Annotated in this window: 10 protein-coding genes; 6 read left to right on the plus strand and 4 right to left on the minus strand. The window is 73.0% G+C overall.

The genetic code is table 11. From position 1 onward, the window contains the following. Window positions 1–149 precede the first annotated feature (149 nt). The 4 genes from ACLQ27_RS07290 to ACLQ27_RS07305 all read left to right on the plus strand — a co-directional run bounded on the left by ACLQ27_RS07290 (window position 150) and on the right by ACLQ27_RS07305 (window position 4,970). Window positions 150–1,199, plus strand: a complete 1,050-nt coding sequence (locus ACLQ27_RS07290; RefSeq protein WP_357496090.1) for a carbohydrate ABC transporter permease — start codon at window positions 150–152, stop codon at window positions 1,197–1,199. After that, a complete protein-coding gene (locus ACLQ27_RS07295; protein ID WP_357496088.1) occupies window positions 1,196–2,164 on the plus strand; it encodes a carbohydrate ABC transporter permease in 969 nt (322 codons plus the stop codon). Before ACLQ27_RS07290 ends, ACLQ27_RS07295 begins: the two co-directional genes overlap by 4 nt. Before the next feature lie 67 nt (window positions 2,165–2,231). Further along, on the plus strand, window positions 2,232–3,278 hold the full coding sequence (locus ACLQ27_RS07300) for a LacI family DNA-binding transcriptional regulator (protein WP_234582081.1): 1,047 nt from the start codon (window positions 2,232–2,234) through the stop codon (window positions 3,276–3,278). 33 nt (window positions 3,279–3,311) lie between these two features. Beyond that, entirely contained in the window at window positions 3,312–4,970 is a 1,659-nt protein-coding gene (locus tag ACLQ27_RS07305) for a glycoside hydrolase family 13 protein (protein ID WP_425866804.1), read from the plus strand. Window positions 4,971–5,077: 107 nt separating this feature from the next. Here ACLQ27_RS07305 and ACLQ27_RS07310 read toward each other — a convergent pair whose 3' ends face one another. The 3 genes from ACLQ27_RS07310 to xylA form a co-directional block, all read right to left on the minus strand. Further along, on the minus strand, window positions 5,078–6,511 hold the full coding sequence (locus ACLQ27_RS07310; protein ID WP_425866030.1) for an MFS transporter: 1,434 nt from the start codon (window positions 6,509–6,511) through the stop codon (window positions 5,078–5,080). Window positions 6,512–6,595: 84 nt separating this feature from the next. Next, window positions 6,596–8,020: a xylulokinase gene (gene xylB, locus ACLQ27_RS07315; protein WP_234582079.1), complete on the minus strand. Its 1,425-nt coding sequence runs from the start codon at window positions 8,018–8,020 to the stop codon at window positions 6,596–6,598. A gap of 9 nt (window positions 8,021–8,029) precedes the next feature. After that, window positions 8,030–9,217: a xylose isomerase gene (gene xylA, locus ACLQ27_RS07320; protein ID WP_234582078.1), complete on the minus strand. Its 1,188-nt coding sequence runs from the start codon at window positions 9,215–9,217 to the stop codon at window positions 8,030–8,032. A gap of 78 nt (window positions 9,218–9,295) precedes the next feature. On the opposite strand from xylA, the gene ACLQ27_RS07325 reads away from it, so the two are divergent. Then, window positions 9,296–10,534, plus strand: a complete 1,239-nt coding sequence (locus tag ACLQ27_RS07325; RefSeq protein WP_234582077.1) for an ROK family transcriptional regulator — start codon at window positions 9,296–9,298, stop codon at window positions 10,532–10,534. A gap of 117 nt (window positions 10,535–10,651) precedes the next feature. Beyond that, a complete protein-coding gene (locus ACLQ27_RS07330; RefSeq protein ID WP_357496083.1) occupies window positions 10,652–12,325 on the plus strand; it encodes a SpoIIE family protein phosphatase in 1,674 nt (557 codons plus the stop codon). Window position 12,326: 1 nt separating this feature from the next. On the opposite strand, the gene ACLQ27_RS07335 is transcribed toward ACLQ27_RS07330, so the two are convergent. Continuing rightward, on the minus strand, window positions 12,327–12,968 hold the full coding sequence (locus ACLQ27_RS07335; protein WP_425866033.1) for a MarR family winged helix-turn-helix transcriptional regulator: 642 nt from the start codon (window positions 12,966–12,968) through the stop codon (window positions 12,327–12,329). Window positions 12,969–13,040: the final 72 nt, after the last annotated feature.

The raw sequence follows: 13,040 nt of genomic DNA on the forward strand, positions 1-13,040 counted from the left end.
ACCGGGACCGAAGCGCTCAGCAACCTTCATGCCGGTCAGCCTACCGACCCCCGTTTACCGCGAGAGGCGCCCAGGGGGACCCGGGGGGGGGCCCGGTCCGCGAGCGCGGACCGGGCCACCGGCCGAGGTGGACCCGGAAGGGAGGGTTGATGGAGTTCGACTTCGCCGACGAGCAGCCGAAGCTCCTCATGCTGATGTACGGGCTGGTCGCCTTCGTGCTGGTGGTGGGTGGTCTACTCCTGCTGCTCGACGCGGTGCCGGCCTGGTTCGCCCGGCGACGGGAGGCGCAGCTCGTCGCCGCCTCGGCGAGTGGAGCTCCCCTCCCCCGCCGAACGCGGCCACGGGAAGGAATCTTCGCGTTCTTCTTCCTGCTGCCCACGCTGTTGCTGCTCGCCATCGGCCTGGTCGTGCCGGCCATCCGCACTCTGCTGCTCTCCCTGATGAACAGGACCAGCACGGAGTGGGTGGGGCTGGACAACTTCGGCTGGATGTTCTCCGACGACTCGATCGTCCGAGTCCTGATCAACACCCTGGTCTGGGTGCTCCTGGTCCCCCTGGTGGCGACCGGGTTCGGCCTGATCTACGCCGTGCTGGTGGACAAGGCCCGGTTCGAGGCAGTGGCCAAGTCGCTGATCTTCCTGCCGATGGCCATCTCCTTCGTCGGCGCGAGCATCATCTGGAAGTTCATCTACGCGTACCGCGGCGACGGCGACCAGATCGGCCTGCTCAACCAGATCGTCGTCAGCCTCGGTGGTGAGCCCAAGCAGTGGCTGCTCGAATCACCCCTGAACACGCTGCTGCTGATCGTCATCATGATCTGGATCCAGGCCGGCTTCGCCATGGTGGTGCTCTCCGCCGCGATCAAGGCCATCCCCGGCGACATCGTCGAAGCCGCCCGGCTGGACGGTGTCAGCCCGTGGCAGATGTTCTGGCAGATCACCCTGCCGAGCATCCGGCCGGCGCTGATCGTCGTGGTGGTGACCCTCACGATCGCCACGCTCAAGGTCTTCGACATCGTCCGGACCTCGACGAACGGCAACTACGACACGAGTGTGATCGCCAACGAGATGTACAACCAGGCGTTCCGGTACGGCGAGAACGGGCGGGGTTCCGCGCTCGCGGTCTTCCTCTTCATCCTGGTCATCCCGGTCGTGATCTACCAGATCCGTAACCTCCGTCAACAGCGGGAGGGCAGATGACCACCGCAACGCCCACCGTCGCCGTCGGCGCACAGCAGACCGAGGGCACTCCGACCACCACTGCCGGTCGGGTCCGCAAGCGCCTGAACAGCCGCACCGCGACGCTCGTCTCGATCGTCATCGCGTTGGTCTGGACCATCCCGACCTTCGGTCTGTTCGTCTCCTCCCTCCGCCCGGAGGACGAGATCAAGACGACCGGCTGGTGGACGGCGTTCACCAACCCGCAGTTCACCTTCGAGAACTACCAGCAGGTCCTGTTCGGGCGATCCTCGTCGTCGGGGCAGCTCGCCAGCTACTTCATCAACTCGCTGGCGATCACCATCCCGTCGGTGCTGTTCCCCCTGGCCTTCGCATCCCTGGCCGCGTACGCGCTGGCGTGGATCAACTTCCGCGGACGGGACTGGCTCTACATCGGGATCTTCGCGTTGCAGATCGTCCCGCTGCAGATGGCCCTGGTGCCGTTGCTGAAGTTCTTCTCCACAGGCGTCACCCTCGGCGGCGTCACCCTGATGCCGGCCTGGGACCTGGTCGACGAACAGAAGTTCGCCCAGGTGTGGTTCGCGCACACCTGCTTCGCGCTTCCGTTCGCGGTCTTCCTGCTGCACAACTTCATCTCGCAACTCCCCGGAGACCTGATGGAGGCGGCCCGGGTCGACGGGGCCACCCACCCGAAGATCTTCCGGACCATCGTGCTGCCGCTGATCACCCCGGCCCTGGCCGCGTTCGGCATCTTCCAGTTCCTCTGGGTCTGGAACGACCTGCTGGTCGCGCTGATCTTCGCCGGTGGCGGCAACGAGACCGCCCCGCTCACGGTCCGTCTGGCCGAGATGGCCGGTACGCGGGGCAACGAGTGGCAGCGACTGACCGCCGGAGCGTTCGTCTCGATCGTTGTTCCGCTCGTCGTATTCCTGTCCCTGCAGCGCTTCTTCGTGCGAGGTCTGCTCGCCGGCAGCGTCAAGGGCTGACCCGTCTGCCCGCCGCCGCCCGGCCCCTGAAGGCGGCGGCGGGCGAGGGGTATCGAGCGGGGGAACCGTGACGAAGATTGATGATGTGGCTCGGTTGGCCGGGGTCTCCACGGCAACCGTCTCGCGGGCCCTACGCGGGCTGCCGACGGTCTCGGCCGCCACCCGACGCCGAGTCCTCGCCGCCGCCGAGCAGCTCGACTACGCGGTGTCGCCGAGCGCGTCCCGGCTCGCCGGTGGCCGCACCGGCACGGTCGCGGTGGTCGTACCCCGGATCACCCGCTGGTTCTTCAGCACGGTCGTCGAGGCCGTCGAGGAGTATCTGCACCACTCCGGCTACGACCTGCTGCTCTACAACCTGGGCGGTCGGGAGCAGATCCGCCAGCGGGTGCTGCGCACCGCCAACCTGCACAAGCGGGTCGACGCCATGATGCTTGTCGCCACACCGCTGCGCCCGGCGGACCTGACCGCGCTGGCCACCCTGGACCTGCCCGGCGTGACCATCAGCTCGGGTAGCCGGGTGCCCAACTGGCCGTGCGTACGGATCGACGACGTGGCCGCCGCGCGGATGGCCACCCGCCACCTGCTCGACCTCGGCCACCGGCGGATCGCGCACATCTCCGGGGACCCCGACGACGAGCTGGCCTTCACCACCCACCTCGACCGGCGCCGGGGCTACCAGGCGGAGCTGCGGGCCGCCGGCCTGCGACCCGACCCGAGCCTGGACGTCGAGTCGTCGTTCACCATCGACGGCGGCAACCGGGCCGCCGCCGAACTGCTGGCCCGCGGTGTTCCGCCGACCGCGATCGTCGCCGCCTGCGACGAGATGGCGATGGGCGCGATGACCGCCCTGCGCGACGCCGGGCTGCGCGTACCGCAGGACGTCAGCGTGGTCGGCATCGACGACCACGACCTCGCCGGCGTGCTCGGGCTCAGCACCGTCGCCCAGCCCGCCGCCGAACAGGGCCGGCTGGCCGCCCGGATGCTGCTCGACCCGCTCGGCGCCCGCAACCTGAGCCCGATCATCGGTCAACGGACCGCCGACGGCGACACGCCGGTGATCCTGCCCACTCGGCTGGTGGTCCGCGAGTCCACCGCGCCGCCGCGGGCACACTGACACATCAACCGCAGCACGACACAGGAGACGACACTGAACACCGACCCGACTCAGCAGACCACCACCGGCTGGTGGACCGAGGCCGCCATCTACCAGATCTACCCACGCTCGTTCGCCGACTCCGACGGCGACGGCATCGGTGACCTGCCGGGCATCACCGCCCGCCTCGACCACCTCGTCGAGCTGGGCGTGGACGCGGTGTGGCTCTCCCCGTTCTATCCGTCGCCGCAGGCCGACGCCGGTTACGACGTGGCCGACTACCGGGACGTCGACCCGCTGTTCGGCACGCTCGCCGACGCGGACAAGCTGATCACCGAGGCCCGCTCCCGCGGCCTGCGGGTGATCGTCGACCTGGTGCCGAACCACACCTCGTCGGCGCACCGCTGGTTCCAGGCCGCGCTGACCGCCGCGGCGGGCAGCCCGGAACGGTCCCGGTACATCTTCCGCGACGGCCTCGGCCCGGCCGGTGACCAGCCGCCGAACGACTGGCAGAGCGTCTTCGGCGGGCCGGCCTGGACCCGGACGGTCGACCCGGACGGCCGACCCGGCCAGTGGTACCTGCACCTGTTCGACACCGGCCAGCCGGACCTCAACTGGGACAACCCGGAGGTGCACCAGGAGTTCCTGGACGTGCTGCGGTTCTGGCTGGACCGCGGGGTGGACGGCTTCCGCGTCGACGTGGCCCACGGCCTCGTCAAGCAGGCCGACCTGGCCAACTGGCAGGAGCCCCAGGAGATCCTCTCCGGCAACGAGGTGGACAAGCCGCGCCCGCCGATGTGGGACCAGGAGGGCGTCCACGAGATCTACCGCCAGTGGCGGCGGGTCCTGGACAGCTACCCCGGCGAGCGGGTGCTGGTCGCGGAGGCGTGGGTGGAGCCGGCCGAGCGGCTGGCCCGCTACGTCCGCCCGGACGAGATGCACCAGGCGTTCAACTTCGAGTACCTGCTCGCCTCCTGGACCGCGCCGGCCCAGTACGCGGTGATCACCCGCTCCCTGGAGGCGACCGACTCGGTGGGGGCGCCGACGACCTGGGTGCTGTCCAACCACGACGTGGTACGCCACGCCTCGCGGCTCGGACTGGCCATCGGCGGCGGCCGGCCCAACGGCATCGGCATCGGCGACCCGCAGCCGGACGCCGCGCTCGGCCTGCGCCGGGCCCGAGCGGCCACCCTGCTGATGCTCGCCCTGCCCGGCTCGGCGTACCTCTATCAGGGCGAGGAGCTGGGCCTGCCCGAGCACACCACGATGCCCGACGAGGCCCGGCAGGACCCGACCTGGGCGCGCAGCGGGCACACCCAGCGGGGCCGGGACGGCTGCCGGGTGCCGATCCCGTGGGAGGCCGATGCCCCGTCGTACGGCTTCGGGCCCACCGACGCCAGCTGGCTGCCGCAACCGCCGTCCTGGGCGGAGTACGCGCTGGACCGGCAGCGCGACGTGCCCGGCTCGACGTACGAGCTGTACCGCTCGGCCCTGCGGCTGCGCCGCGCGCACGGCCTGGGCCGGGGCACGCTGGAGTGGCTGTCCTCCAACGACGAGGTGCTGGCCTTCCGCAACGGCGAGCTGACGGTCCTGACCAACTTCGGCGACACGCCGGTGCCGGTTCCGGCCAACGCCGAGGTGCTCGCCTCCAGCGCACCCCTGGACGACCAGTCCGCGATCCCGACCGACGTGACGGTCTGGCTCCACGCCTGACCTACCTACCCCGCGCCGATCTTGCACTTTCGGTCGATGGTATGAGGCACTTCGCCCATATTGTCGGGACAGAAAGTGCAAGATCGCGGGGTGGGTGGGTGACGGGGTTAGAGGCGGTTGGCGCGGGTGTGGAGCAGGTTGTGGACGTTGTCGATGTCCCGTGGTGAGGTTCGCGAGGCGAGCCAGTACATGACGCCGGTGGGAATGAAGAAGAGCTGGAACGCGGCCAGCCCGACGGCGAAGTTCAGCGGTGGCGGGAAGGCCGCGCGCAGTCCCTGGAACGCCACGCCGACCAGCCCGTTGCCGGCCGCCCGGCCGACCCCGTTGACCAGGTTGCCGAGGCTGTAGACGGTCCCCCGGTGCTCGGGTGGGTTCACGTCGGCGATCAGCGCGAACCAGTTCGGCGAGTTGGCCGAGGTCAACGCGAGCGCCACCACGGCGGTGAGCAGGCTGAGGCCCACCGACGGCTCGGTGACCACGCTGGACAGCACCGCGCCGATCACCGCGCCGGCGCTGCCACCGTCGGGCACGTCGATGGTCACCGGCACGAAGAACAACACCAGGTAGAACGGCAGCGCCGCGAGGATGCCGACCGCCGCGACCAGGGCCCGCCCCCGGGGGGTACGCCGCTGCACCGCGTCGCCGACCAGCCCACCCACGATGGAGAGCACACCACCGAGCTGGAACAGCGTGGCGAAGACGCTCCCCACCACCACTGCTGTCGACTCCGAGTAGCCCTGGGCCTCGGCCCGTTCGGCGAACAGCACCGGCAGCCAGACCAGCGAGCCGAACGCCGCCTGCGCGGTCAGGCCCTGCAGGATCAGCCACCGGTTCGTCCGCCGGGCCAGGATTCTCGGCACGTCGGCCCGGCTGATCCGGTAGTCGTAGTCCGCGCCGGCGTCCAGCGCGTCGGCCAACTCCGGTTCGCTCTGGCCGCGCCGGACGTCGTAGGTGAACAGGTACGCCACGGTGGCGGCCAGGCCCACCCCGGTCAGCAGCAGGAACGGCCGCCGCCAGTCCGCCGCGCCGAGCAGGCCGCCGACCAGCGTGCCGGCGAGCGTGCCGACGCCCTGGGAGAGCCCCCAGAAGCTCATCACCAGCCCGCGCCGGGCCGGCGAGATCAGGTCGGTGACCACCGAGAAGCCCACCGAGCCGACCGCGCCGAGACCTACCGCCGCGACGAGTTGGGCGGCCAGGAACGTGAGGTACCCGCCGGCCAACGCGCTACCGCCGGTGCCCGCGGCCCAGAGCAGTGTGCCCACCATGAGCAGCGGTTTGCGGTTGCTCCGGTCCCCGACGTACGCCCAGCCGACCGCGGCCACCGCGCTGACCAGGAAGCTGACGGCGGTGACCAGCCCGAGCAGCCGCCCCGACACGTCGAACGCGCCGGCGATCGGCTTGTAGAGCGGTGGGACGAGCCCGATCGCCACGTTGTCGAGCGAGGCGAGCAGCACGAACACCGCGACGCTGTACAGCCGGTGCGCCCGGCCGCCGCCCCGGCCCCGCCGGCGCTGGCCGGGCCCGCCACTGGTCACGCTCATGACGGGCAGCCAACCAGACTCCGGTACGCACGTCGCGACGCGGGTGGGTGCCGGTCGGCTCCCACCCGCGTCGACTCCGACGGATCAGCGGCGATCGAGGACCAGTCCGCGGGCCGCGGCGTACTGGTCGCGGACGGCGGGGACGGGCTCCGCCGCGTACTCCTCGGTGCCCTTGATCTCCCACTGCGGCGGCGTCGGACCGCCGAGGGCCACCCAGGCGGCCTGGCGGGCGGCGCCGTCGGCCACGTACTCCCCCGCGGGCGGGACGACCACCGGGCAGCCGAAGACCTGCGGTGCGATCCGGCGGACCGCGGCCGAGCGTGCCCCGCCGCCGACGAGGATGACCCGGCGGACGGTGGCACCCTGCGCGGTCAGCGCGTCCAGGCCGTCGGCGAGCGCGCAGAGCATGCCCTCCACCGCGGCCCGGGCCAGGTGCGCGGGGGTCGACGTGCGCAGGGTCAGCCCGTGCACCGCGCCGGTGGCGAGCGGTCGGTTGGGCGTCCGCTCACCCTCCAGGTAGGGCACCATGACCAGCCCGTCCGCGCCGGCCGGCGCGGAGAGCGCCAGCTCGGCCAGCTCGTCCAGGCCGACGCCCAGCATCGTGGCGGCGGCGTCCAGCACCCGGGCGGCGTTGAGCGTGCAGACCAGCGGCAGGAAGCGGCCCGACGCGTCGGCGAAGCCGGCCACCGCGCCGCTCTCGTCGGCGGCCGGCACGTCGGCCACGCTGAACACCGTGCCGGAGGTGCCGATCGAGACGACCACGTCACCGGGGCCCGCGCCGACGCCGAACGCGGCGGCGGCGTTGTCGCCGGTGCCCGCGCCGAGCAGCGCGCCACCCCCACCCAGCTCGTCGGCCAGCGTGCCGGCCGACTCCGCCGGGCCCAGCACCTCGGGCACGACGAGCTGCCGGCCGAAGGCCCGTTCCAGCAGGTCCAGACGGTAGGAACCGGTGGACGGAGACCAGTAGCCGGTGCCGCTGGCGTCACCCCGGTCGGTCCGCAGCCCCGCCAGCCCCGGCGCACCCGCGAGCCGCCAGGTCAACCAGTCGTGCGGCAGGCAGACGGCCGCCACCCGGGCAGCCAGATCCGGCTCGTGCCGGGCCAGCCAGCGCAGCTTGGTGATGGTGAAGCTCGCCACCGGCACGCTGCCGGTTGCCTCGGCCCAGAACCGCCGCCCGGCCGAGCCGCCGCCGGCCTCCTCGATGAGGTCGGCGGCGGCGTCGGCGGAGCGGGTGTCGTTCCACAGCAGGGCCGGGCGGACCACCCGGCCCGCCTCGTCGAGGCAGACCATGCCGTGCTGCTGGCCGCCGACGGAGACCGCCGCGACGTCGGTCAGCCCGCCGGCCTCGTCGGCGGCGCTGCGCAGCGCCTGCCACCAGGCTTCCGGGTCGACCTCGGTGCCGTCCGGGTGCGGTGCCCGGCCCTGCCGGAGCAGAGCGCCGGTCTCCGCATCCCGGATGACCACCTTGCACGACTGGGTGGACGAGTCGACGCCTGCGACCAACGGCATGGCGGGGCCTCAGCGAGCGCCGAGCAGGTGCTCGACGGCGAGCTGGTTGAGCCGGACGAAGGCGAAGCCCCGCGCGGCCACCGCGTCCACGTCGACGTCCTCGAACGCGGACCGGTCGGCCAGGAACTCCTCGTAGCCCTCGCCGTCGCCGAGCGTCGGCGTGCTCAGCTCGCCGACCTTGCTGGCGGCGAGCGCCTCGATGACCTCGGGGTCGGCACGGAACGCCGCGGCGCGCTCCTTGAGCAGCAGGTAGGTGCTCATGTTGGCCGCGGCCGACGCCCACACCCCGTCCATGTCCTCGGTGCGCGACGGCTTGTAGTCGAAGTGCCGGGGCCCGTCGTAGGCCGGCCCGCCGTTCGGACCGCCGTTCTCCAGGAGGTCCACCAGGGCGAACGCGTTCATCAGGTCACCGTGGCCGAAGACCAGGTCCTGGTCGTACTTGATGCCCCGCTGGCCGTTGAGGTCCAGGTGGAACAGCTTGCCCTGCCAGAGCGCCTGGGCGATGCCGTGCGCGTAGTTGAGCCCGGCCATCTGCTCGTGCCCGACCTCCGGGTTGAGGCCGACCAGCTCCGGGTGCTCCAACTGGGAGATGAAGCCGAGCGCGTGGCCGATGGTGGGCAGCAGGATGTCGCCGCGCGGCTCGTTGGGCTTGGGCTCCAGGGCGAACCGCAGGTTGTAGCCCTTGTCGATCGAGTACTGGGTGAGCAGGTTGACGGCCTCGCGGTAGCGGTCCAGGGCGGCCTGGACGTCCTTGGCGAGGTCGTACTCGGAGCCCTCCCGGCCACCCCACATGACGAAGGTGCTCGCGCCCAGCTCGGCGGCCAGGTCGAGCTGGCGCAGCACCTTGCGCAGCGCGTAGCGGCGAACGTCGCGGTCGTTGCTGGTGAAGCCGCCGTCCTTGAAGATCGGGTGGGTGAAGAGGTTGGTGGTCACCATCGGCACCACGAGGCCGGTCTCGTCGAGCGCCTTGCGGAACCGCGCGATGTGCTGATCGCGGGTCGCGGCGTCGGCCCCGAACGGGATCAGGTCGTCGTCGTGGAAGGTGATGCCGTACGCGCCCAGCTCGGCGAGCCGGTGCACTGCCTCGACCGCGTCGAGCTCGGGACGGGTCGCGTCGCCGAACGGGTCGCGGGCCTGCCAGCCCACGGTCCAGAGCCCGAAGGAGAACTTGTCGGCGGGGGTGGGACGGGGTGCCATGAGGGACCTCCGGGGTGGTGATGTCAGGTATTTGTTCAGCGATTGAATTATTTGCCCGCCCTATGGCACTGTCAAGGGGTGAGCCCCACCCACGCCCCGGCCGGCGCAGCCCGTCAGGGCAGCCTCCGCGAGCTCAACCTCGCCCTGGTTCTCGGCCGGATCGCCGCCGCCGACCGCCCCCCGTCCCGGGCCGACCTGGCCACCGCCACCGGCCTGACCCGAGCCACCGTCTCGGCGGTGGTCGAGGACCTGCTCGCGGGCCAACTGGTCAGCGAGGCCGACCCGGCGCCCCGGGCGGGCGCCGGACGGCCGGCCCGGGGGCTGGTCCTGGCCGACCAGGGCCCGGCCGGGCTCGGCCTGGAGGTCAACGTCGACTACCTGACGGTATGCGTCGTCGACCTCGCCGGCCAGGTCCGGCACCGCACCGTGCACCGGGCCGACCTGCGCCCGGTCGCCCCCGCCGACGCGCTGGCCCGCCTCGTCCACCTGGCCGGGGAGGCCCGCGCCGACGCGGCCCGCCAGGGCCTCACCCTGGCCGGAGCCGCGCTCGCCGTACCCGGCCTGGTGGACGACGCCGGCCTGGTCCGGCTCGCGCCGAACCTCGGCTGGCGCGACGTCGCGGTTCCCGAACTGCTCAGCGGGCACCCGCCCCTGACCGATCAGGTGCCCGGCGTACCGGCCCTGGTGGTGGACAACGAGGCCAACCTCGCGGCGCTCGGCGAGCTGCACTCCCGCCCGCCCGGCCCGGCGAGCTTCCTGCACATCTCCGGCGAGGTCGGCATCGGCGCGGGGATCGTCCTGGACGGCGCGCTGTTCCGCGGCGTACGCGGCTGGAGCGGCGAGATCGGCCACCTCCCGGTCCACCCCGAGGGCCGTCCGTGCCGCTGCGGAGGGCAGGGTTGCCTGGAGCAGTACGCCGGCCAGGAGGCGATCGTGGCCGGCGCCGGGCTGGTACGCGCGGAGCTTCCCGCGGACACCGCGACGGCGCGGCTGGCCGAGTTGGCCGAGGCCGGTGACCCGGCCGCGCTGCGGGCGCTGCACGACGCCGGTACGGCACTCGGGGTGGCGGTGGCCGGCGTGGTCAACCTGCTGGACCTGGACACCGTCGTGCTCGGCGGCGGGTACGCCCCGTTGGCGCCCTGGCTGTGCCCGCCGGTGCTCGCCGAGATCGCGGCCCGGGTGCTCACCGCCGCCTGGTCACCCGTAACGGTCCGGCCCTCGACCCTCGGTCCGGAGGCCGCAGCCGTGGGCGCGGCCGGCTCGGTGGTACGGCGGATCGTCGCCCGCCCCGCAGGCTGGCTGAACCGCTCCGCCTGACGCGCTCTGGGCGTGCGTCGGTACGGCTCGGTACGCTTGCCGTCGAGCAACGATCGGCAGGCGAGGAGCCGGGAGCAGCATGCGTACAGGTCGTCGGACACCCGGCGGCGTCGGGCCGTGACCACGACCCGACGGGGCGGCATCGCCGGTCCGGTCGACGGCGACGGGCAGGCGTCGCGCCGACCGACCCGCCAATCCGGCGGCGGTGCGCTGCCGGCCGACTCGCCGCTGGCCCGCGAACTGCTCGACGGGCTCGCCGAGGCCGTGCTGACGACCGACGAGACCGGCCGGGTCACCCTCGTCAACGCCCGGGCCGCCCACCTGCTCCCGGAGATCGTCGCGGGCGTCGAGCTGTCCGAGTGTCAGGTGGCGGCACTGGCCCGGGCCGTCCGGGACGGCGCCGAGAGCTTCGACGCCGAGCACCACGGCCGGCACCTGCGGGGTGGTCGACGGCAGCTCGCCGGCAGCCGGTACGCCTGGTACGTCCGGGACGTCACCGAGGAACACGCCCGCACCGACGCCCTGCTGGCCGAACGCTCCCGTACGGCGTTCCTCGCCCAGGCCGGCAGCCGGCTCGGGCTGTCCCTGCACCGGGACCAGACGCTCCGCTCCACCGCCACCCTCGCCGTGCCGTACCTGGCCGACGCGGCCGTGGCGGTGCTCCGGCCGCCCGCGCCGGCCGAGCCGCACCCGCGCTGGACGCGGTACGCCGACGGTGACCCCGCGCCGGTCACCGGGGTCGCCGGCCCGGAGCTGGCCGACGCCGTCCCCGGCCTCAGCGAGGCGCTCGACGGCGTAGCCACCGAGCCGAGCCCTCGGCGGGACGCCGAGGCCGCGGACCTGAGCGCGGTGCTTCCGGCCGGGTTCGGCCCGCCGGGCGCGGTGCTGGTCAGCCCGATGCCCGGTTCCGGGGGGTCGGCCGGCGCGCTGGTGCTGGTCCGCCGTGCCGGGCGGGCCGGCTTCGATCCACGCGACGTCGAGCTGGCCCGCGAGTTCGCCGCGCGGGCCGGCGCGGCGCTGGCCGCCGCCGAGCTGTACGGCGAGCAGGCCCACCTGGCCCGGGTGTTGCAGACCAGCCTGCTCCCGCCGGAGCTGCCGGCGGTGCCCGGTGTGCGCATGGCCGGTGGCTACCGGGCCGCCGGGGACACGCTGCGCATCGGCGGCGACTTCTACGAGGTCTTCCCGCACGCGCGGGGCGCGCTGTTCGCGTTGGGCGACGTGTCCGGCAAGGGCGTCGGGGCGGCAGTGCTCACCGGCCGGGTCCGCCAGTCGCTGCAGACCCTGCGACTGGTCGAGCAGCGACCGCTGGAGCTGATCCACCTGCTCAACCGCACCCTGTTCGACGCGCCCGACGCCGCACGGCGCAGCCAGCTCACCACCCTGCTGCTCGGGTCACTGGAGCGCGGGCCGGCGGGGGTGGACATCCGGATCGCCGGCGGCGGCCACCCCGCGCCGCTGCTGGTCACCGCCGCCGGTTCGGTGGTCCCGGTTCCGGTGGGTGGAATGCCGGTCGGCGCGCTGGCCGACGCCCGGTTCGCCGAGGCCCGGGTGCACCTCGACCCGGGCGACCTGCTCCTCGCGTACACCGACGGGGTGACCGAGGCGAACGGCGGGCCGATCCACGCCGAGAAGTTCGGTGCGCAGCGGCTGCGCGCCGCGCTCGCCGCCGCTGCCGGGCTGCCTCCGGCCGCGCTTGTCGACAGGCTGCTCCAGGTGGTGGACGAATGGCTGGGCGGGCAGGCGCACGACGACATCGCCATGTTGGCGGTGTGCGCGTCGACGCCGGCCTGAGTCAGGCGGTCCGGGCCACCGGCGGTTCACCGCTGGGCCATTCGCGGGCCGGGCCCACCGCCCGCTCGGGGCCGCTCTGCCACACCGCTCGGGTCGACGGCTCCGGGTGCTCCGACGAGTCCCTCGCCGGCCTGGTGGGCCGGTCCGGGTCCCGCGGGTCCGCGTCGTCCGGCCAGTCGTCCCGCCCCGGCGGCCGGTCCCCGTCATCCGGCGCCGAGCCGCTTCGGGCCTGCTGCCGACGGGCGGCGTCGTCGAACTCCCGCATCCCGCTCACCAGGGCGGCCCGGCCTGCCGGCGTCATCGCCGCCAGCACGGCGGAAATCCGCTTCTGGCGGTCCGCGCGCAGCTCCGTGAGGAGTCGACGGGCCTCCGGGGTGAGATGCAGGGAGATCTCCCGCCGGTCGAAGCGGCCCGGCTCGCGCTCCAGCATGCCGGCCGCCACCAGGCGGTCGCAGAGCCGGCTGGCGGAACTGAGCAACATGTCCAGGCGGGTGGCGAGCCGGCGTAGGTTGATCCCGTCGTGTTGCTCGACCACCATCACAGCCCGTAGTTGGGCTCCGGAGACCCGGCTGGCGGTCGCCTCCCGGGCGGAATCCCATACGCCCAACAGGGCACCCGCCGCCGCGTCCAATGCGGCAGCCATACTCGTCGCAGGGTCCGGTGGACCGTGTTCTTCGGCCATGGTGGCCCGAGAGTACTCCGAAGCCACTGGTCG

Source organism: Micromonospora sp. DT63 (assembly GCF_049841615.1).
Classification (GTDB): Bacteria; Actinomycetota; Actinomycetes; order Mycobacteriales; family Micromonosporaceae; genus Micromonospora.